Below are 17,552 nucleotides of genomic sequence, written 5' to 3'. Positions count from 1 at the left end.
TGGCCGCCTGCGGGTCCTGGCCGGCCGCCTGCTGGCGCACCGTCTGCTCGATGCCGTCCAGCGGGTTGGTGATCTTCGACAGGGAGGGGGCGGCCGCCTGGGCGGCCGTCTGCACCGTGCCGCCCACCAGCGAGCCGGCCCCGCCGAGCGTGCTGGTCACGCCCGAGAAGGCGCCCCCGATCAGCCCGCCGGCCGCCGAGGTCAGGAGGTAGAGCACCACCAGGGTGGTCACCGCCCAGGAGACCAGCCCGTGCAGGCCGGCCGCGCCCGCGACGGGCTTGCCCGAGAGGCGCCCGGCGATGAGGCCGCCGGCGAGCGCGGCGACCACGCCCGAGCCCACGAACCAGAGGCCGGCGCCCAGCGAGAGGGTGGAGGCGGCCGGGTTGTCGGCGGCGTGGGCGCCGACGCTGGACAGGCCGACGCCCACGCCGACCATGTTGAGGATGACCTGGCTCACCAGGGCGGTGACCGCCCCGGCGAAGATCGCGCCCCACGACACCTGATGAAGCAGGACCGTGCGGACGTCGGCTGAGGCGGCGGGAGTCGAGGTCGCGAGAAGGGGAGAGGTGGACACGTAGAGGTACTCCGGATCGTCGGTCGTCCGAGAAGCTCGGTCGTTCGAGGGGTCAGTCGGGGTGGAAGTCCAGGCTCCGGCCGCGCTGCGGGCGCGCAGGCGGCCGGACGCGCTGCGTGGTTCCGTTCAGTCGCGGCCGTGAATGAGCAGGCCGAGGCCGTAGCCGAGAAGGCCGGCCACGAGCAGGGCGGCGATCGGGTGCTCGGCGACCTGGTTGCTGACCTCACGGCCGCCCTCGCGCAGGTACCGCCCACCGTTCTCGTAGGCGTCCTCGGCACGGTCGTAGGCCTCGTCGGCGGCGTGGCGCACGGCGCGCTCGGCCCGTTCGTAAGTGTCGCTGGCCGCGCCCCGCGCGCGGCGGGCGCGGTCCTCGACCTCGCCGGACCCGGTCAGGTTGCCCACCGCGTCACGGACCTGGCCGCCGATCTCGCGCGCCGTGTCGGCGACGTGGCCGGCGGCCTCGCGCACACCGTCCTTGGCCTGGCCGTAGAGAGTCTCGGCCGCCCCTTGCGCCTCGCGCGCCCGGCCCTCGAGCGAGTCCCGCTTCGAGCCGGTGAGGTCGCCGACGGCGCCCTGGACCTTGCCGCCGAGTTCCTGGGCGGCGCCCGTGATCCGATTGGTATCGACCATGATCCTGTCCTTGTTCGTCGTGGTTCGTGACGGGTTTGCGCCGAGGCTCGACGCGGGGGTGTAAGGTGTGACTTGGGTGGAGTGGCTTCGCTCGATGATGCAGGGCGCGAGCGCGGGGGCGGACGCCCCTACGGCTTGGCCGGCCTGACCACCTTGGCCGATTTGGCGGCCCCGCCGGCCTTCGGCGTCCCGGCCTCATCCTCGGATTTGGTGGCGGACGTGCCCTCGGCCTCGCTGCGGCCCTCGGCCTCGACCCGGCCGTCACCGGTCAGCTTGCCGATGGCTTCCTTGACCGAGCCCTTGATCGCCTGGGCGGAGGTGGGCGGCTTGGTGGCGGTCATCGTGGCCCTCTCGCGTAGCGCAGGTGCCGGACCGGACGAGTCGGGTCGCGGCAGGCGAAGGTCGGGCGGCGGGGTCTCGGCCCAACGCCCGTTGTTCGAGAAATGGTCCCTGATCGCGCCCCATCAATGATGCAGAAGTACCAGTAAACTGAGTTTTTTTACCCGGGTGGCGCGGTCGGGAAGCCGTTGTTGCGGCCCCACACGATCGCCTCGGAGCGCTTGTGCACGTCGAGCTTGCGGTACAGCGCCGCCGCGTGGTTGCGGACCGTGTTCTTGGACAGGCCGAGACGCCGGGCGATGACCTCGTCGGAGAGTCCGGCGCAGATCAGGTCGAGGATCTGGCGCTCGCGCACCGTCATGTTGGGTGAGACCGCGTCCTGGTGCCCGGCACCCGGCTGGCGCAGGTGAGCCAGCTTCTCGATCAGCCCCCGGCTGAACCAGGAGGTGTCGGCCATCACCGCCTCGATGGCCTCGAACAGCTCGCGCTCGCTGCGCTTGCGCTCGGTGATGTCCTGCAGGACGAGGAGCGCGAAGGATTCCGCGCCGATCTCCACCCGCTCGGCCGAGACCAGGCAGTCGAGGCTGCTCCCGTCCTCGTGACGCAGGCAGACCTCCAGGCCCAGCACGTAGCCGGTCCGGGCCAGGGCCGTCTCGAACCGATCGCGCTGGGGCTGCGAGACCCACAGATCGAGATCCGTCGGCGTGCGGCCGGTCACCGTCTCGGCGCCGAAGCCGAAGACCCTCGTGAAGGCCTCGTTGACGCCGGTGATCGCCAGCCCGTCGGCGCGGGCGAGCAGGGTGGGCACGGGGGTGAGCCGGAACGCCTTGGCAAAGCGCTCCTCGCTCTGGCGCAGCGCCGTCTCGGCCTTCCGCCGCAGTTCCAGGTCGGCAAAGGTGAAGAGCATGCAGGGCTCATCGCCGAGCTCCATCGGCTGACCCGCCACGATGACAAAGCGTGTGCCGCCGTCGGGCAGGTCGAGGCAGGCCTCCATCTGTGGGATGGTCCCGCCCTCGTTCAACCGCGAGATCGCCAGGTCGCGGCTGCGGGCATTGGCCAGGACGTCGACCTCGTAGACGCTGCGGCCGATGACGGCGTCGCGCGTATAGCCGGTCATTTCCAGGAAACCGAGGTTCACCTTCACGAAGCGCAGGTCCGCGAGCCGGCAGATCACCGCCGGGGCCGGGTTGGCGTTGAAGGTGGCCTCGAAGCGCGCCTCGGCCTCGAACTGGTCCGAGACGTCCTTGAGGATGAGGGCGAGGCAGCTCGGCTGGCCGTCGCGGTCGGTGGCGACCAGGCTGCGCAGGGAATGCACGAAGTCGGTGTCGGGCCGGTCGGTGCGCGTGACCTCCACGACGACGTCGTGGAAGCGTTCCCCGGCCACCACACGCTCGATCGGGTATTGGTTGGGAGCGTGGTTGTTGCGGTAGCGCAGGGAGAAGCGAGCCCGGTAGGCATCCACCGTCCCGCCGAGCTCCTCCAACGTCTCGGCCCCGTGCATCTCCAGCGCGGCGGCGTTGGCATAGGCGATGGTCTGGTCCGGCTCGACGAGGATCACGCCCTCGCTCAAGCCCGCCACGATCTGCCGGAGTTCATGCCTGTCGACGCCGAGTGTCACCGGGGCTCCCATGGCGCGTCGCGCCGCTTGCAAAGTCCAGCTCGTAACAAGTGCGTGGGAGGCCGGTTCCGCGTCCGATAAGCGATTGTCTGGTATATCTGGATCATTGACGTGAATGTGATTGCCCAATCACAAGCCTTCGGGTGACCTCGCTCGTGAAGGGTCGCGCAAGTCATCGCCTGATCGAGACAAGAGGGCACTCATCCGTGCAGCCAGACCTCAAAGTGTTCAGCTCCTCTTCGGATGACGTGGAAGCGCAGCGCCGGATTCCGGATTGGATCGGCCGTCGACTGAACGAGATTTTTCCGTTTCCCGATGGCGTCGAGGAGCAATCCAGGCTCGGCCAGGTGCTGGTCCGGCTCGGGACCGCCTTGTCGGCGGCGCAGGCCGACGGGCAGGTGCCCGACTCGTTCCGGGCCGACCTGATCGCCGCCGTTCCGCGCCTGCGCCGGTACGCCTTCTCCCAGTGCGGGAACGCGGCCGAGGCGGACGACCTGGTCCAGACCACCCTGATGCGCGCCTGGGAGAACCGGTCGCGGTTCGAACCGGGGACGCGGCTGATCGCCTGGCTGTTCACGATCCTGCGCCATGCCTTCCTCAACCAGCGCAAGCGGCTTCGCCGCGAGGTCGAGGATGTCGATGGCGCCTTCGCCGCCACCCTGCGCCTGGAGCCCGAGCAGGAGCATCGGATCGGCCTGATTCAGCTTCAGGCCGCCCTGAACAGACTGACGCCGGAGCACCGCGAGACGCTGCTCCTCGTGATGGTCGACGGCTTGCTCTACGACGAGGCCGCCGCCGTCCTGGGCTGCCAGACCGGCACCGTGAAGAGCCGCGTCAGCCGTGCGCGCGAGCGTCTGGTCAAGGCCATGGGGACCGCGTGATCCCGCCGGACGCGGCCTCGCCGCCGTTCGACCCGGACCCCATCGGAGCATGGGTCCGGGCGGCTCTCGACAGCTCTCTGCGCGAGCGCGCACCCGACCAGCGCGAGGCCTTCTGGAAGGCCGTCGCCCTCGGCTACGGCGGGATCTCGACGAGCCCGCCCGCCCCGCGCCCAGCGAGGTCCCCCGCCCCCGACGGCGTGCCGCCCGTTGCCGGGCAGGCCTGAGACCGCGAAGCCGGATCTGCCGCCGCGACGGGCGCCGCACCGGATCCCGGACACCGACGTGTGTCCCGACAATGGAGTGCAGCCTTTGTCCGCGCTCGCGGCGCGCTGAACCATGGGGATGGCAAAGAGAATCGCACGAATCTGCGTGCTGACGCCGAAGTGATCCGCCGCGCGAAGTTTTCGGAGAAAAGATCGACGCACTGGTACGGCTGCATCATTGTTCTAGGCAATCGGGTTCATCAGTCTTGGTCGTAAGGGCAGGTCGCAGGTCCGCGATCGTCTGTCGGTGCGCATCGATCGATTTCCATCCCATGCGGGTACGACGTCGCCTCTCCGCGCTGCGCAGGAGGACATCTTCATGAACAATGATCTCGGTCGGCGCGTCATCTCCGAATTCTTCGGGACATTCTGGCTGACCTTCGGCGGATGCGGGGCGGCCGTGATCAGCGCCGCGTTTCCCGAACTGGGGATCGGCTTCCTCGGCATCGGCTTCGCCTTCGGACTCACGGTCCTGACGATGGCCTACACGGTCGGCCACATCTCGGGCGGTCACTTCAATCCTGCCGTGACCGTCGGGCTGTGGTCCGCCGGCCGCTGCGCGAACCACCACGTGGTGCCCTACGTCGCCGCCCAGATCCTCGGTGCGATCCTGGGCGCGGCCATCCTCTACCTGATCGCCTCGGGCAAGGCCGGCTGGCAACCGGGCGCCTTCGCGGCGAACGGGTACGGACCCCTCAGTCCCGGCGGCTACGCCCTGCCGGCTTGCCTGATGGCGGAGGTCCTGACGACCTTCTTCTTTCTGATGATCATCATCGGGACGACTTCGAAGGGCGCGGCCGTAGGGTTCGCCGGCATTCCCATCGGCTTCGCCCTCGTCCTCATCCACCTCATCACGATCCCGATCACCAACACCTCGGTGAACCCGGCCCGCAGCACCGGCCCGGCCCTGTTCGCGGGCGGCGCGCATCTCGGGCAGCTCTGGCTGTTCTGGCTCGCGCCGATGATCGGCGCGGTCATCGCGGGCAGCCTCGCCCGCTGGCTCTACGAGCCGGTCCCGGCGACCGAGACCGAGGTCCTGGAAAAGCGTGCCTCCTGATCGCCGCCGCCTCCGTCCGAGGCCATCGCGATGGGCGATGACGGCAAGCAAGACCGACCGATCATACCAGGAAAAAAACGAACAAACTGATGCATCCGCATCATTGAGCCCAGCATCGCCGCACATATCTCGACGCCAGAGCCGGTGATCGGCAGGGCTGCTTCGCAGTCCAGACAAATCCAGAGTTATGCCGGGCCTCGTAAGTCCCCCCGATCAGGTTCGGCATGGCCGCAGGGCCGGGCGTCGTGCCGCTCCGGGCACAGGCCCGGCCCAAGGTCCCCCTTTCGAGAACATCACGCGCAAACCGCGGCACGCGTGGAGGAGAGTCCCATGGCCTATCCCGGCATGCCCGAGCCCATCCCGGGCGGCACTCCGTCGGAGCTGCCGCCGCGGCCCTATCCGGGCGAGCGACCGCTCGGGTCCGACGAGCCCTCGGCCCCCTTCGAGGAGCCGCCGGGCGAGATCCCCTCCGAGCCCGTCATCGGCCCCGATCCCCGTCCCGGTGCGCCGGTCGATCCCGGAGTCCGGGCCTGATCCCCGGCCGATCCGTCCCGTCCCCCATCCCGGACGCGCGGCTCTACGGCGAGGGCGTCGTCCGCGAAGCCGTCGAATCCGGGATGGCGCGCGCGGAACTCGCTGCCCTGCTCGGCGGACGCCCCGTGACCGACGTGGTCCCGCCGCGGACCGGCGAGACGGTCGCGGATTACGCGGTTCGGGCGACGGGCGAATTGATGATCCGCTACCTCGCCGGGGGGGTGGACGAGAACTGACCGCCATCGCGACGGTCGCACAGAGAGGAGAGCATGACACCCATCTCACGGTGGCTCGCGACGACGGTCCTGATCGTCGTGGGCGTCTCGGCGGCCGAGGCCGCCACGCGCTTCGATGGAAACTGGTCGGTGACCGCGACCGTCGACGACGGCAACTGCACCGGTCCGTACCGGTATCCCATCGTCATCCGCGACGGCGTCGTGGACGACGCGGGCGGCAGCGGCGTCGATGCGTCCGGTCGGGCCGGATCGGACGGCCGCATCGTCGGCACCATCCGCAGCGGCCTGGCGAGCGTGGCCGTCGAGGGCCTGCTGCGGGCCTCGGACGGATCCGGGTTCTGGACCCTGTCCGGGCCGGTGAGCTGTTCGGGCCGCTGGACCTCGCGCAGGAACAATTGAGGCTCCGTGCGGCAAGGGCATGTCTGTTGTCGATCGTGACAGCGAAGATGAATGTTCTTTAATATCTAGTGATTGATGCGTTTCGTTACAAAATGCAGCCTATAGATCTACAACGATCCTAATCGATTTCGTGTTTTTTGACCATCGCAACAGAGGGGATGCGAATGCGATTGAGGCTTGCTGGCGCAGCCATCCTTGTGCTCGGTACGATTGCTGCAAATACCGGCGCCGCCGAGGCGCGCGACGGGTGCGGGCCCTGGGGACATCGCGGCTATTACGGATATTGCCGTCCGAACGTCGTCTACCGCCCCATCGTTGTCCGTCCGATCGTGTACGGCCCCCGCTGGCATCGCTGGGGCGGCTACCGCCATCCCTGGGGCTGGCACGGCGGCTACCGCCATGCGGGCCGGCACCATCGCTGGTGAGACGGCACCGATTTGAGGCCGGGGCGCCCGTCCTCAAGCGGGCGCCCTTCCCCGCGTCGAGACGGCTTCCGACCGGCCGGCCGCGTTTCCGAAGCCTCTCATGCCCCCAGGCCTGAGGCCGGACGAGTCTCGGCCAGGGGCCTCACGCGCCGCAGAAGCCGAGCGTGAGGCCTGTCAGATCGTATCCGGGCCGTGGATCGTCCACGGCTCGTCGAACACGTATTCCTCCAGGTTCGCACCGAGGCCGCCGCGGTCGACGACGAGGAAGTTCTGGGGCGCGCCGAACGGGGTGAGCACCCCGTGCCACGTGCCGATGGCGTAGCACACGCCCTGGCCCGGTGCGGTGACGAAGGCGCGCGGCCGGCCGGGGCGGCCGCCCTCGTCGGAGCAGGCCACCACGAGGAACGGCGCGGCATTCAGGGGCAGGAAGGCCTGCGCGCCCAGCGGATGGCGCTCGACGAGGCTCACCGCGAGGGGCAGGCCGTAGGGCTCCGCCTCGACGTAGCCGATGACCACATGCCCGTCCTCGCCCGCCACCCGCACCTGCGCGAGGTCGTGGAAACGGCGGGCCTTGCCGGCGTTCATCGGGCGCGGTGCGACGGCCGCCTTGTCGATCACGGTGCCGAACGGAGCGAAGGCCTCCGCCGTCAGCGGCGCGGCGACGATCCGGCGGCCGCTCATCGGGGCGCCCGGAAGGGCGCGAGCGGGGCGTGCCGGTTGACATCCTTGTAGAGGAGGTAGCGGAAGGGGCCGGGGCCGCCGGCGTAGCAGGCCTGGGGGCAATAGGCGCGCAGCCACATGAAGTCGCCCGCCTCCACCTCGACCCAGTCGCGGTTGAGCCGGTAGACCGCCTTGCCCTCCAGCACGAACAGGCCGTGCTCCATGACGTGGGTCTCCTCGAACGGGATCGAGGCACCCGGGCGCATCGCCACGATGTTGACGTGCATGTCGTGGCGTACATCGTCGGAGGCGACGAAGCGGGTCGTGGCCCAGGCGCCGTCGGTGCCGGGCATCGGCGCCGGGATGACCTCCGATTCGTGGGTGACGAAGGCAGGCGGCACCTCGATGCCCGGCACCCGCGCATAGGCCTTGCGGATCCAGTGGAGGCGGGTCGACCCGGCCCCGTCGTTGCGCAGGCTCCAGGTGGCCCCGGGCGGCAGGTAGGCGTAGCTGCCGGGGGTCAGGTCGTGGGGCCGGCCGTCGAGGCGGAGGCGTGCCCGTCCCTCGACCACGAACAGAACGCCTTCGGCTTCCGCGTCGGGCTCGGGCCTTTCGCTGCCGCCGCCGGGGGCGAGCGCCACGAGATACTGCGCGAAGGTCTCGGAGAAGCCCGAGAGCGGGCGGGCCAGCATCCAGGCCTGGGTGCCCTCCCAGAACGGCAGCACGGAGGTGACGATGTCGCTCATCACGCCCTTCGGGATGACGGCGTAGGCCTCGGTGAACACGGCCCGCCCGGTCATCAGCGCGGTCTGGGGCGGCAGGCCGCCGCAGGGCGGGTTGTAGGGCGATGTGGTCATCCGCGGGCTCCGGTGTCGGGCCGATGTGGCGAACTTCGCCGCAGCGCGTCAAGCCGCCGGCGGGCCGGATGCCACCGCGAACCGCCGCAGGAAAAAACATCCCGGACGATGGATTAAAACACCAGGATCGATGCTGATCATGATCGGAAATTACTTTGCCGTGACCTGATCGGCGAGCAGATCGTGGTTTCGATTTGCTTTCATCGATCTGTCACGTGGCGGATCTATTGGCTGCCAGAACCTGATCTGTCCTGATGCGGCGGAGCGGACGTCCTGACCGGTGGCGTGAAGCCCGCGGCAGGGGCGGCCTGCTCGCGCGCCGCCGACCGACCGTGCGGGCTCGCGACCAGGTCGCCGGTCACCGGCGCGTCCGCCTCCTCAGAGTGTCCGCATGACCACGACGCCGCACGTCCTCGCGAACGGTCCCCTGCTCCAGGCCTGGACCGATACCGGCGCGATCACGACGAACGACGACTGGAGCAGGGTGCCGGCCATCGTCGGGTACCTGGGTCAGGACCTCACCACCGTCACGGGCACCGACCCGCAGGGCATCACCGGTGATTCGGCCCTGCCGAACGATGCGGACGTCGTCGCCAACCAGACCAGTCCCGCCACCCTGGGGTCCGGCGGCGTCGCCGAGTTCGAGCTCGCCGACCCGACGATCGCCCTGCAGGGCTCGGGCACGGCGGATGCGCCGAGTCTCGTGCTCTACCTCGATGCCACCGGGCGGCGGGACATCACGGTGGCCTTCAACGCCCGCGACATCGACGGCTCGGCCGACAACGCCGTCCAGCCCCTCGCCCTGCAGTACCGGACCGACGGCGGCGCCTGGAAGAACCTGCCGGCCGGCTTCGTGGCCGATGCCAGCACCCAGGGCAGCGCCACGCAGGTGACCCCCGTCAGCGTCGCCCTGCCGGCCGACGCCGACGGCGCGGCGGGCCTTCAGGTTCGCATCCTGACCGCCAACGCAGTGGGCAGCGACGAGTGGATCGGCATCGACGACATCGCGGTCTCGAGCCTGAGCGCGTCGGCCACCCTGCCGGCCCTGTCGATCGCCGATGCGCAGGTGACCGAGGGCCAGGCGGGCACGGCCGGCCTGACCTTCACGGTCTCGCTCAGCGCCCCCGCCCCGGCCGGCGGCGTCACCTTCGACCTCGCCACCGCCGACGGCACCGCCCGGGCCGGTTCCGACTACGTCGCCATCGCCCTGACCGGGCAGACGATCGCGGCCGGCACCACCTCCGCCACCTTCAGCGTGCCGGTGACCGGCGACAGGGCCTTCGAGACCAACGAAACCTTCGCCCTGCGGGTGACGAACGTCGTCGGCGCCACGATCGCCGATGGCGAGGCGGTCGGGACCATCGTCAACGACGATGCCGCCACCGTGATCAACGGTGTGGCGGTGTTCGATGCGGCTCCCTCCCTCCAGGGGGTCGAGGGGGCGACCGCGACGACACCGCCCTCCCCCACCGGCGCGCTGCAGCTCGTCCGCCTGGGCAGCTACGCCACCACCAACGACCCGGCCACCACCGCGGCGGCCAATGCCGAGGTGGTGGCCTACGACCGCTCCACCGGCAGCCTCTACATCCAGAACACCAACGAGAACCGGATCGAGATCGTCGGCATCGGCGCCGACGGGCAGATGGCCAAATCCGGCGAGATCCGGCTCGCCGGCCTCGACCAGTACGGTTCCGTGAACTCGGTGGCGGTCTCGAACGGCGTCGTCGCCGTGGCCTACGCCAATGCCGCTGGTGACCAGCCCGGCCGCGTCGCCCTGTTCGACCGGGCCGGCGCCCTGCTCAAGTCGGTGACGGTCGGTGTCGGACCCGACCAGATCGTCTTCACCAGCGACGGCACGAAGCTCCTCGTCGCCAACGAGGGCGAGCAGTTCACGAGCGCCATCAACCCGGTTGGCAGCGTCTCGATCCTCGATCTCTCCGGGGGCGCGGCCCGTGCCAGCGTCAGTGCCACCGTGGGCTTCGACGCCCTCGACGGCAGCGAGGCGGCCCTGCGCGCCAAGGGCCTCGCGATCACCGCGGGCAAGAGTGCCGCCGCCGACATCGAGCCCGAATACATCGCGCTCTCCCCCGACAACCGCTTCGCCTACGTGACCCTTCAGGAGGTCAACGGCATCGCGGTGATCGACCTCGCCAATCCCGGCACCGCCCCGATCGCGATCCAGCCGCTCGGCTCCGTCAACCATTCGCTGCCCGGCAACGAATTCGACGCCTCCGACCGTGACGGTGCGGGCGGCACGGCCTCGATCCGCATCGCCAACACGCCGGCCAACGCGCCGATCTACGGCTTGCTCCAGCCGGACGGTGCGGCGAGCTTCGCCGTGAACGGCGTGACCTACGTCGTCACTGCCAACGAGGGCGACCAGCGCGTCATCGGCGGCGCCGACGATTCGGCGGACGTGGCCCGCCTCTCCAGCATCGCTAACAGCCGCCTCACCCCGGAGCTGCAGGCGCTGAAGGCCGATCCCGCCTATGCCCGCCTCAACGTCCTGCTGCGCACGGGTGACACCGACAACGACGGCGTCATCGACCAGCTCAACACCCTCGGCGGCCGCGGCATCTCGATCTTCCGCCAGGAGGCCGACGGTGCGCTGACCAAGGTGCGCGAGACCGGCGGCGAGTTCGAGAAGATCTTCGCGAGCCTCAACCCGCAGCGCTTCAACAACGACCAGGTGGTGGCCAACACCCCCGACGACCGCTCCGACAACAAGGGTCCCGAACCCGAGGGCGTCACGATCGGCACCGTCGATGGCCGCACCTACGCCTTCGTGGGCCTCGAGCGCCAGAGCGGCGTGATCGTCTACGACGTCACCGATCCCGCGAACGCGGCCTACGTCTCCTACGTGCCGCCGCTGGCAGGCGTCTCCGCCGATCTCGGCCCCGAGGTGCTGACCTTCATCGCCGCCGACCGCAACCCCACCGGCACGCCGCTCCTCGTCACCGCCAACGAGGCCGGCGGCGGCGCGACCCTCTACGCCGCCCTGTCCCAGGGCTACACCCAGTCGATCGCCTTCCAGCCCGGCTCATTGGCCGTGGCCAAGGCCGAGGGCGACGCCGGCACCACCACCTTCGCCTTCACGGTGGAGCGCACGGGCGGCACGCTGGGCAGCCTCGCCTTCACGGCGGAGCTCGCCGGCGCCGGGGCGGACGGCGCGGACTTCGCCGGCGGCCCCAGCCTGCCGGCGAGCATCTCCGGCATCATTCCGGCGGGCGCGGCCTCGGCCATCGTCACCGTCACGGTCCAGGGCGATGCGCTTCCGGAGGCCAATGAGGGCTTCACGGTCACGCTGAAGGGCGCCAGCGCCGGCCAGAGCGGAGTGACGGCGGCCCTGGCCACGACCGGCATCGTGGCCACCGGCACCATCCTCAACGACGACGTCACCCTGATCTCCGCCGTGCAGGGCACGGGCAGCGCGAGCCCGATCGCCGGCCGCACCGTCACGGTGGAGGCGATCGTCGTCGGCGACTTCCAGACCGGCGACGCCGACGCCAAGCGTAACCTCGGCGGGTTCTACCTGCAGGAGGAGGCCGCGGATGCGGACGGCAACCCGCTGACCTCCGAGGGCGTGTTCGTCTACGAGGGCGCCGGCAGCCTCCTGAAGGATCTCCAGGAAGGCGATCGCGTCCGGGTCACCGGCACCGTCGGCGAGTTCGGCGGCGAGACGCAGATCACGGTCACCGACGCGGCCCAGATCCAGGTCGTCCAGGCCGGCGCGCTCTCGGCCGCCGCCCTCAAGGCCGCCGCCACGGTGGTCGACCTGCCCGCCGCCGCCACGATCGGCACCGGCACCACGGCGCAGCCCGACCTCGAGCGCTACGAGGGGATGCTCGTCCGGTTCGGCCAGGCGCTCACCATCACCGAGCAGTTCAACCTCGACCGCTTCAACGAGATCCGCCTCGCGGCCGGCGGGCGCCCGGAGACCTTCACCAACGCGTTCGAGCCGAACGCCGCCGGCTACGCGGCCTACCTTGCGCAGGTCGCGGCGCGCTCGATCACCTACGACGACGGGCTCAACGTCCAGAACCAGCCCGTCGATCTCCTCGACGGCTTCGGCCCGGCCTATTCCACCGCCACCGCACCCCGGATGGGCGACACGGTGACGGGCCTCACGGGCGTGCTCGGCTACGGCCCCGCCAGCGCCTACCGGGTCCGGGCGATCGACGACGGCGACAATGCTGTCGCCAGGGCCAATCCCCGCCCGGCCGCCCCCGACGATGTCGGCGGCAGCCTGAAGGTCGGCAGCCTCAACGTGCTGAACTACTTCCGCACCCTCGACAGCGACGGCTCCGCCACCGGCGTGAAGACCGCCATCGGCCTCGACCCGCGTGGCGCCAGCAATGCCGCCGAGTTCGACCGCCAGACAGCCAAGCTCGTCACCACGGTGATCGCCTCCGGGGCCGACGTGTTCGGCCTCACCGAGCTGGAGAACCAGTTCCAGCCCGGCAACCCGGGCAACGCGCTGGAATACCTCGTCGCCCAGCTCAACGCCCGCGCGGGCGCCGGCACCTACGACTGGGTCCGGCCCGGCGCCCAGCTCGACCAGGGCCAGTTCCTCGGCGGCGACGCCATCGCGGTGGGCTTCGTCTACAAGCCCGGCAAGGTCTCGGTGGCGCTGAACACCACCATCGAGAAGCTCGACGATTCGGACGTGCAGGCCTTCGATCCGGCGCTGCTTCAGCAGAGCACGATCGGCCACCTCTTCAACGGCGCCAACACCAGCCGTGCCGCCCTCGCGGTGACCTTCCGCGAGACCGCCACGGGCGAGGACTTCACGGCGGTCATCAACCACCTGAAGTCGAAGAGCGGGGCCGGCACGGGCGCCGATGCCGACCAGGGCGACGGCCAGGGCGGCTGGCAGCAGCAGCGGGAGCTGGCCGCCACCGCCCTCACGAAATGGCTCGCCCTCAAGCCGACGGGGACGCCGGACGGCGACGTCGTCCTGCTCGGCGACTTCAACGCCTACATCAAGGAGGATGCCCTCGACGTCCTCAAGGCCGGCGGCTTCACCAACCTCGCCGAGGACCGCCTCGCCGACCCGTATTCCTACGTCTTCGACGGGGCCTACGGCGCCCTCGACCACGCGCTGGCCAATGCGAGCCTGAACCGCCAGGTCACCGGCGTCACCGAGTGGCACATCAACGCCGACGAGGCGGATGCCATCGACTACAACCTCGATTTCGGCCGCTCCGCCGCCTATTTCGACGGGCTCGTCCCCGCTCGTGAATCCGACCACGACCCGATCCTGGTCGGCCTGCGCCTCGACCAGACCGCGCCGCGCCTCGTCTCGGCGACGCCGGCGGACAACGCCCTCAAGGTGGCGGCGGGCGCCAGCATCGTCCTGACCTTTAGCGAGGCGGTGCGGGCCGGCAGCGGCGCCCTCACGATCACGGACGGGTCCGGCGACACCCGTGCCATCGCGGTCGGCGACACCTCCCAGGTTTCCATCAGCGGCGCCACGGTGACGATCGATCCGGGCACCGACCTCAAGGCCGGCACCGCCTACGACGTGATCGTCCCGGCGGGCGCCCTCCTCGATACCGCCGGCAACGCCTTCGCCGGCATCCCCCAGGACCAGCTCGACTTCACGACGGAGACCCCGCCGGCCATGACCTACACGCTCCAGATCCTGCACGCCTCCGACTGGGAGGCCGGCCTTCTCGCCACGCAGCGCGCGGCGAACTTCGCCGCCATCGTCGACAAGCTCGAGGACGCGACCCCGAACTCGATCACCCTCTCCACCGGCGACGGCTGGATCCCGAGCCCGTTCTTCATCGCGGGCGCCGATCCGCAACTGGCCGCCACCTATAACGGCGTCTACAACCAGCTCTACGAGCTCACGGGCTCGGCGGCGTACACGAAGCTCGCGGCCTCGGTCGGCCGGGCCGACATCACCATCCAGAACATCATCGGCGTCCAGGCGGCGGTGTTCGGCAACCACGAATTCGATTCCGGGCCCACCGAGGTCGCCAACATCATCGGGGCCAATCTCGGCACCGCGGCAGGCAACGCCGACGACACCTGGGTCGGCGCCCAGTTCCCCTACCTCTCCGCCAACCTGAACTTCTCGCGGGAAGCGGCGCTCTCGGGGCTGGTCAACCCGAACGTCTCGAACGCCACCTTCGCCCAGACCGGCCCGGCCTCGACCCAGACGGGCACGGGGGCGGACAAGATCGCCAAGTCCACGATCCTCGTGGAGAACGGCGAGAAGATCGCGTTCGTGGGCGCCACCACCCAGCTCGAGCCGCTGCTGACGACCCTCGGCAACGTCACGCTGGACGGCTTCACCGGCCAGGACAACATCGCCCTGCTGGCCCAGCAGATCAACGCCGAGGTCGACCGGGTGCTCGCCGCCAACCCGGACGTGAACAAGGTCATCGTCGGCACGCACCTGCAGCAACTCGCCAACGAGCAGGCCCTGGCGCCGCTGCTGCGCAACGTCGACGTGCTCATCGGCGGCGGCTCGCACACCCTGCTGGCCGACGGCGACGACCGCCTGCTTCCCGGCGACACGGCCGCGGGTGGCTACCCGCAATTCTACACCAATGCCAGCGGCCAGACCCTGCTCCTGGTGAACACCGCCTCCGAGTATTCCTATGTCGGCCGCCTCAACGTCACCTTCGACGAGCGGGGCAACGTCATCCGCGAGTCGGTGAACCCGGCCACCAGCGGCGCGGTCGCGGTGGACGACGCCACCGTTGCCGGGCTCTACGGCTCGACGGCCGCCGCCTTCACCCCCGGCAGCAAGGGCTTCCTCGTCCGCGAGGTGATCGAGGGGCTCGACGCCAACAACGACGGCGTCCAGGAGACGGCCGGAATCGCCGACGTGATCCGCCAGCAGGACGGCAACATCCTCGGCCGCACCAGCGTCTACCTGGAGGGCCGGCGCGGCGAGGTCCGCACCGAGGAGACCAACCTCGGCGACCTCTCGTCGGATGCCAACCTCTGGTACGCCAAGCAGTTCGATGCGGGCGTCACGGTCTCGATCAAGAACGGCGGCGGCATCCGCGACTCGATCGGTTCCTTCTCCACGGCCGGCGGCGGCACCAGTGAGCTGCCCCCGGCGGCCAACCCCTCGGCCGGCAAGCAGGCCGGCGACATCTCGCAGCTCGACGTCACCAACTCCCTGCGCTTCAACAACAACCTCGCGGTCGTCACCGTCACGGCCGCCGAGCTGGAGCGCATCCTCGAGCACGGCGTCGCCGCGGTGGCGCCGGGTGCGACCCCGGGCCAGTTCGCCCAGGTCGGCGGCATCTCCTACAGCTTCGACGCCACCAAGCAGGCCCAGACCCTCGACGTGAACGGCAACGTCACCCGCGAGGGCCAGCGCATCGTCAACGCGGCGATCATCGATGCCGACGGCCGCGTCCTCGACACCCTGGTCCAGAACGGCCAGGTCGTGGGCGATGCCGGCCGCGCCATCAAGGTCGTGACGCTCGACTTCCTGGCCACCGGCACGGCCTCGGCGCCGGGCCTCGGCGGCGACAACTATCCTTTCCCGGCCTATGGCGAGAACAAGCTCACCCTGACCACCGCCAATCCGGTCTCGCTCCCCGACACCGAGACCTTCGCGGCCAAGGGCTCCGAGCAGGACGCCTTGGCCGAGTACCTCAAGGCGTTCCATGCCGTCACGCCCTACGGCACCGCCGATACCGGACCGGCCGGCGACCTGCGCATCCAGAACCTCTCGGCCCGGGCCGACACCGTGTTCCAGCGCGGGACCGCCAAGACCGGCACGGATGGCGCGGACACCCTCCAGGGCACGGCCTTCGGCGACGTGCTGGCGGGCGGCGCCGGGGACGACATGATCGTCAACAGCCTCGGCGACGACATCCTGTTGGGCGGTGGCATCGCCGGCGCGGTCGGCAACGACACCCTGATCTTCCAGTCGCGCCTCGCCGACGCGCAGGTCACGCAGGACGGCAACTTCACCATCGTCACCGGGCCGGAGGGCCGGGACACGATCGGCGGCTTCGAACGCATCCTGTTCTCGGATACGACCATCGTCCTCAACGACGCCAACCCGCTGGTGAACGACCTGTACTACCTCGCCCGGTACAAGGACGTCCTGGCCTCCGGCCTGGACGCCGACGACCACTATGCCCAGTACGGTGCACGGGAGGGCCGCGACCCGAACGCCTTCTTCTCGACCAAGGGCTACCTCGCCGCCAACCCGGACGTGGCCGCCTCCGGCGCCAACCCGCTGACGCAGTACGCCCAGGCCGGCTGGAAGGAGGGCCGCGACCCGGGCGCCGCCTTCGACGACGAGGCCTACCTCGCCCGCAATCCCGACGTGAAGGCGGCCGGCGTCAACCCGCTGGCGCATTACCTCGAGTTCGGACAGGCGGAGGGGCGCGCCACCTTCGCGGCGGTGGGTCGGCCCACCGACATCAAGGGCGGCTTCGATGCGGAGTACTACCTGCTGGCCAACCCGGACGTGGCCGTTGCGGCCTCGCGAGCGGGCGGCGACACCTTCGCCTTCGCCCGCCAGCACTTCGACGCCCTCGGCTGGAAGGAGGGCCGCGATCCCAACGCGATCTTCGACACCAAGGGCTACCTGGACGCCTACAAGGACGTGGCGCAGGCGGGCGTCAACCCGCTCGCGCACTATGACGGTATCGGCTTCAAGGAGGGCCGCGACCCGGCCGCCGACTTCGACACCAAGGCCTACCTCAAGGCCAACCCGGACGTGGCCCAGGCCGGGATCGACCCGATGCAGCATTTCCTGCAGTTCGGCCTCGTGGAGAACCGCACCGTCTTGAACGACGGCCTCTTCGGCTGAGCCCGGGCGTCCGCATCGAAACCCGAACCTGTGTCTCGGCCGGGGTAAGCCCCGGCTGACCGGCCTGTCGCCGGTCAGCCTGCTGTGCGGTCGAACTAGGCGGAAACATCAGCCCCACCGGACCCTGGGATCATGACGTCCAGAATCGGGGCCGATCGAGACGGGTGGACCGATTCAGGATCCGGGCGGCGTCCTGAGCCCGCCGGATCGATGGGAGATAGAGCTTCGTCGTACACCGTGGCCGGCGACAGGAAATCCGGGATGATCAGCGGAGGATATCTT

At 70.0% G+C, this 17,552-nt stretch carries 14 protein-coding genes and 1 pseudogene; 9 read left to right on the top strand and 6 right to left on the bottom strand.

Features of this window, described 5'->3' with window-relative positions:
• The 4 genes and pseudogenes from ASF49_RS08720 to ASF49_RS08705 all read right to left on the bottom strand — a co-directional run.
• A pseudogene (locus ASF49_RS08720) lies at window positions 1–574 on the bottom strand (PhnA-like protein); the annotation flags it as partial.
• Window positions 575–700: 126 nt separating this feature from the next.
• Entirely contained in the window at window positions 701–1,204 is a 504-nt protein-coding gene (locus ASF49_RS08715; RefSeq protein WP_056470795.1) for a CsbD family protein, read from the bottom strand.
• A 128-nt stretch (window positions 1,205–1,332) separates the two neighbouring features.
• On the bottom strand, window positions 1,333–1,545 hold the full coding sequence (locus ASF49_RS24430) for a CsbD family protein (protein ID WP_056470794.1): 213 nt from the start codon (window positions 1,543–1,545) through the stop codon (window positions 1,333–1,335).
• 158 nt (window positions 1,546–1,703) lie between these two features.
• Entirely contained in the window at window positions 1,704–3,161 is a 1,458-nt protein-coding gene (locus ASF49_RS08705; RefSeq protein ID WP_056470814.1) for a helix-turn-helix transcriptional regulator, read from the bottom strand.
• 248 nt (window positions 3,162–3,409) lie between these two features.
• Here ASF49_RS08705 and ASF49_RS08700 point away from each other — a divergent pair, with 248 nt between their 5' ends.
• The 7 genes from ASF49_RS08700 (at window position 3,410) to ASF49_RS23000 (ending at window position 6,956) form a co-directional block, all read left to right on the top strand.
• Window positions 3,410–4,042, top strand: a complete 633-nt coding sequence (locus ASF49_RS08700; protein WP_082511028.1) for a sigma-70 family RNA polymerase sigma factor — start codon at window positions 3,410–3,412, stop codon at window positions 4,040–4,042.
• Window positions 4,039–4,266 (top strand): hypothetical protein, encoded by a 228-nt coding sequence (locus ASF49_RS08695; protein WP_056470791.1) that lies wholly within the window; start codon window positions 4,039–4,041, stop codon window positions 4,264–4,266. The genes ASF49_RS08700 and ASF49_RS08695 overlap by 4 nt, the downstream gene beginning before the upstream one ends.
• A gap of 358 nt (window positions 4,267–4,624) precedes the next feature.
• Window positions 4,625–5,362: an aquaporin Z gene (gene aqpZ, locus ASF49_RS08690; RefSeq protein ID WP_056470788.1), complete on the top strand. Its 738-nt coding sequence runs from the start codon at window positions 4,625–4,627 to the stop codon at window positions 5,360–5,362.
• Between the two features lie 330 nt (window positions 5,363–5,692).
• Entirely contained in the window at window positions 5,693–5,896 is a 204-nt protein-coding gene (locus ASF49_RS08685) for a hypothetical protein (protein ID WP_056470785.1), read from the top strand.
• Between the two features lie 83 nt (window positions 5,897–5,979).
• Window positions 5,980–6,132 (top strand): hypothetical protein, encoded by a 153-nt coding sequence (locus ASF49_RS23570; protein WP_156652941.1) that lies wholly within the window; start codon window positions 5,980–5,982, stop codon window positions 6,130–6,132.
• A gap of 33 nt (window positions 6,133–6,165) precedes the next feature.
• A complete protein-coding gene (locus ASF49_RS08680; protein ID WP_056470781.1) occupies window positions 6,166–6,531 on the top strand; it encodes a hypothetical protein in 366 nt (121 codons plus the stop codon).
• A 164-nt stretch (window positions 6,532–6,695) separates the two neighbouring features.
• The gene (locus tag ASF49_RS23000) at window positions 6,696–6,956 is read left to right on the top strand and encodes a GCG_CRPN prefix-to-repeats domain-containing protein (protein WP_082511026.1); all 261 of its coding nucleotides are present in this window, start codon (window positions 6,696–6,698) and stop codon (window positions 6,954–6,956) included.
• 174 nt (window positions 6,957–7,130) lie between these two features.
• Here ASF49_RS23000 and ASF49_RS08675 read toward each other — a convergent pair whose 3' ends face one another.
• Together ASF49_RS08675 and ASF49_RS08670 are read right to left on the bottom strand one after the other, a co-directional pair.
• Window positions 7,131–7,637 carry an ureidoglycolate lyase gene (locus tag ASF49_RS08675; protein ID WP_056470777.1) on the bottom strand — a complete coding sequence of 169 codons (507 nt, stop codon included), beginning with the start codon at window positions 7,635–7,637 and terminating at the stop codon, window positions 7,131–7,133.
• Window positions 7,634–8,473 (bottom strand): bifunctional allantoicase/(S)-ureidoglycine aminohydrolase, encoded by an 840-nt coding sequence (locus ASF49_RS08670; RefSeq protein ID WP_056470774.1) that lies wholly within the window; start codon window positions 8,471–8,473, stop codon window positions 7,634–7,636. Before ASF49_RS08670 ends, ASF49_RS08675 begins: the two co-directional genes overlap by 4 nt.
• A gap of 25 nt (window positions 8,474–8,498) precedes the next feature.
• Between ASF49_RS08670 and ASF49_RS23565 the strand changes: the two genes are divergently transcribed.
• Window positions 8,499–8,642, top strand: coding sequence for a hypothetical protein (locus ASF49_RS23565; protein WP_156652940.1), 144 nt, complete (start codon window positions 8,499–8,501; stop codon window positions 8,640–8,642).
• A 222-nt stretch (window positions 8,643–8,864) separates the two neighbouring features.
• Window positions 8,865–17,270 (top strand): ExeM/NucH family extracellular endonuclease, encoded by an 8,406-nt coding sequence (locus ASF49_RS08665; protein ID WP_082511024.1) that lies wholly within the window; start codon window positions 8,865–8,867, stop codon window positions 17,268–17,270.
• The last annotated feature ends 282 nt before the right edge of the window (window positions 17,271–17,552 follow it).

It is taken from the genome of Methylobacterium sp. Leaf104 (assembly GCF_001422885.1).
In the GTDB taxonomy this organism is placed as follows: Bacteria; Pseudomonadota; Alphaproteobacteria; order Rhizobiales; family Beijerinckiaceae; genus Methylobacterium.
This window is presented reverse-complemented; position numbering and strand designations above follow the sequence as displayed.

Excerpts from the sequence above, each read along its gene's own strand:
- ASF49_RS08715 (WP_056470795.1), bottom strand. The coding sequence starts at position 1,204 with ATGGTCGATACCAATCGGATCACGGGCGCCGCCCAGGAACTCGGCGGC.
- ASF49_RS24430 (WP_056470794.1), bottom strand. The coding sequence starts at position 1,545 with ATGACCGCCACCAAGCCGCCCACCTCCGCCCAGGCGATCAAGGGCTCG.
- aqpZ (WP_056470788.1), top strand. The coding sequence starts at position 4,625 with ATGAACAATGATCTCGGTCGGCGCGTCATCTCCGAATTCTTCGGGACA.
- ASF49_RS08685 (WP_056470785.1), top strand. The coding sequence starts at position 5,693 with ATGGCCTATCCCGGCATGCCCGAGCCCATCCCGGGCGGCACTCCGTCG.
- ASF49_RS23570 (WP_156652941.1), top strand. The coding sequence starts at position 5,980 with ATGGCGCGCGCGGAACTCGCTGCCCTGCTCGGCGGACGCCCCGTGACC.
- ASF49_RS08680 (WP_056470781.1), top strand. The coding sequence starts at position 6,166 with ATGACACCCATCTCACGGTGGCTCGCGACGACGGTCCTGATCGTCGTG.
- ASF49_RS23000 (WP_082511026.1), top strand. The coding sequence starts at position 6,696 with ATGCGATTGAGGCTTGCTGGCGCAGCCATCCTTGTGCTCGGTACGATT.
- ASF49_RS08675 (WP_056470777.1), bottom strand. The coding sequence starts at position 7,637 with ATGAGCGGCCGCCGGATCGTCGCCGCGCCGCTGACGGCGGAGGCCTTC.
- ASF49_RS08670 (WP_056470774.1), bottom strand. The coding sequence starts at position 8,473 with ATGACCACATCGCCCTACAACCCGCCCTGCGGCGGCCTGCCGCCCCAG.
- ASF49_RS08665 (WP_082511024.1), top strand. The coding sequence starts at position 8,865 with ATGACCACGACGCCGCACGTCCTCGCGAACGGTCCCCTGCTCCAGGCC.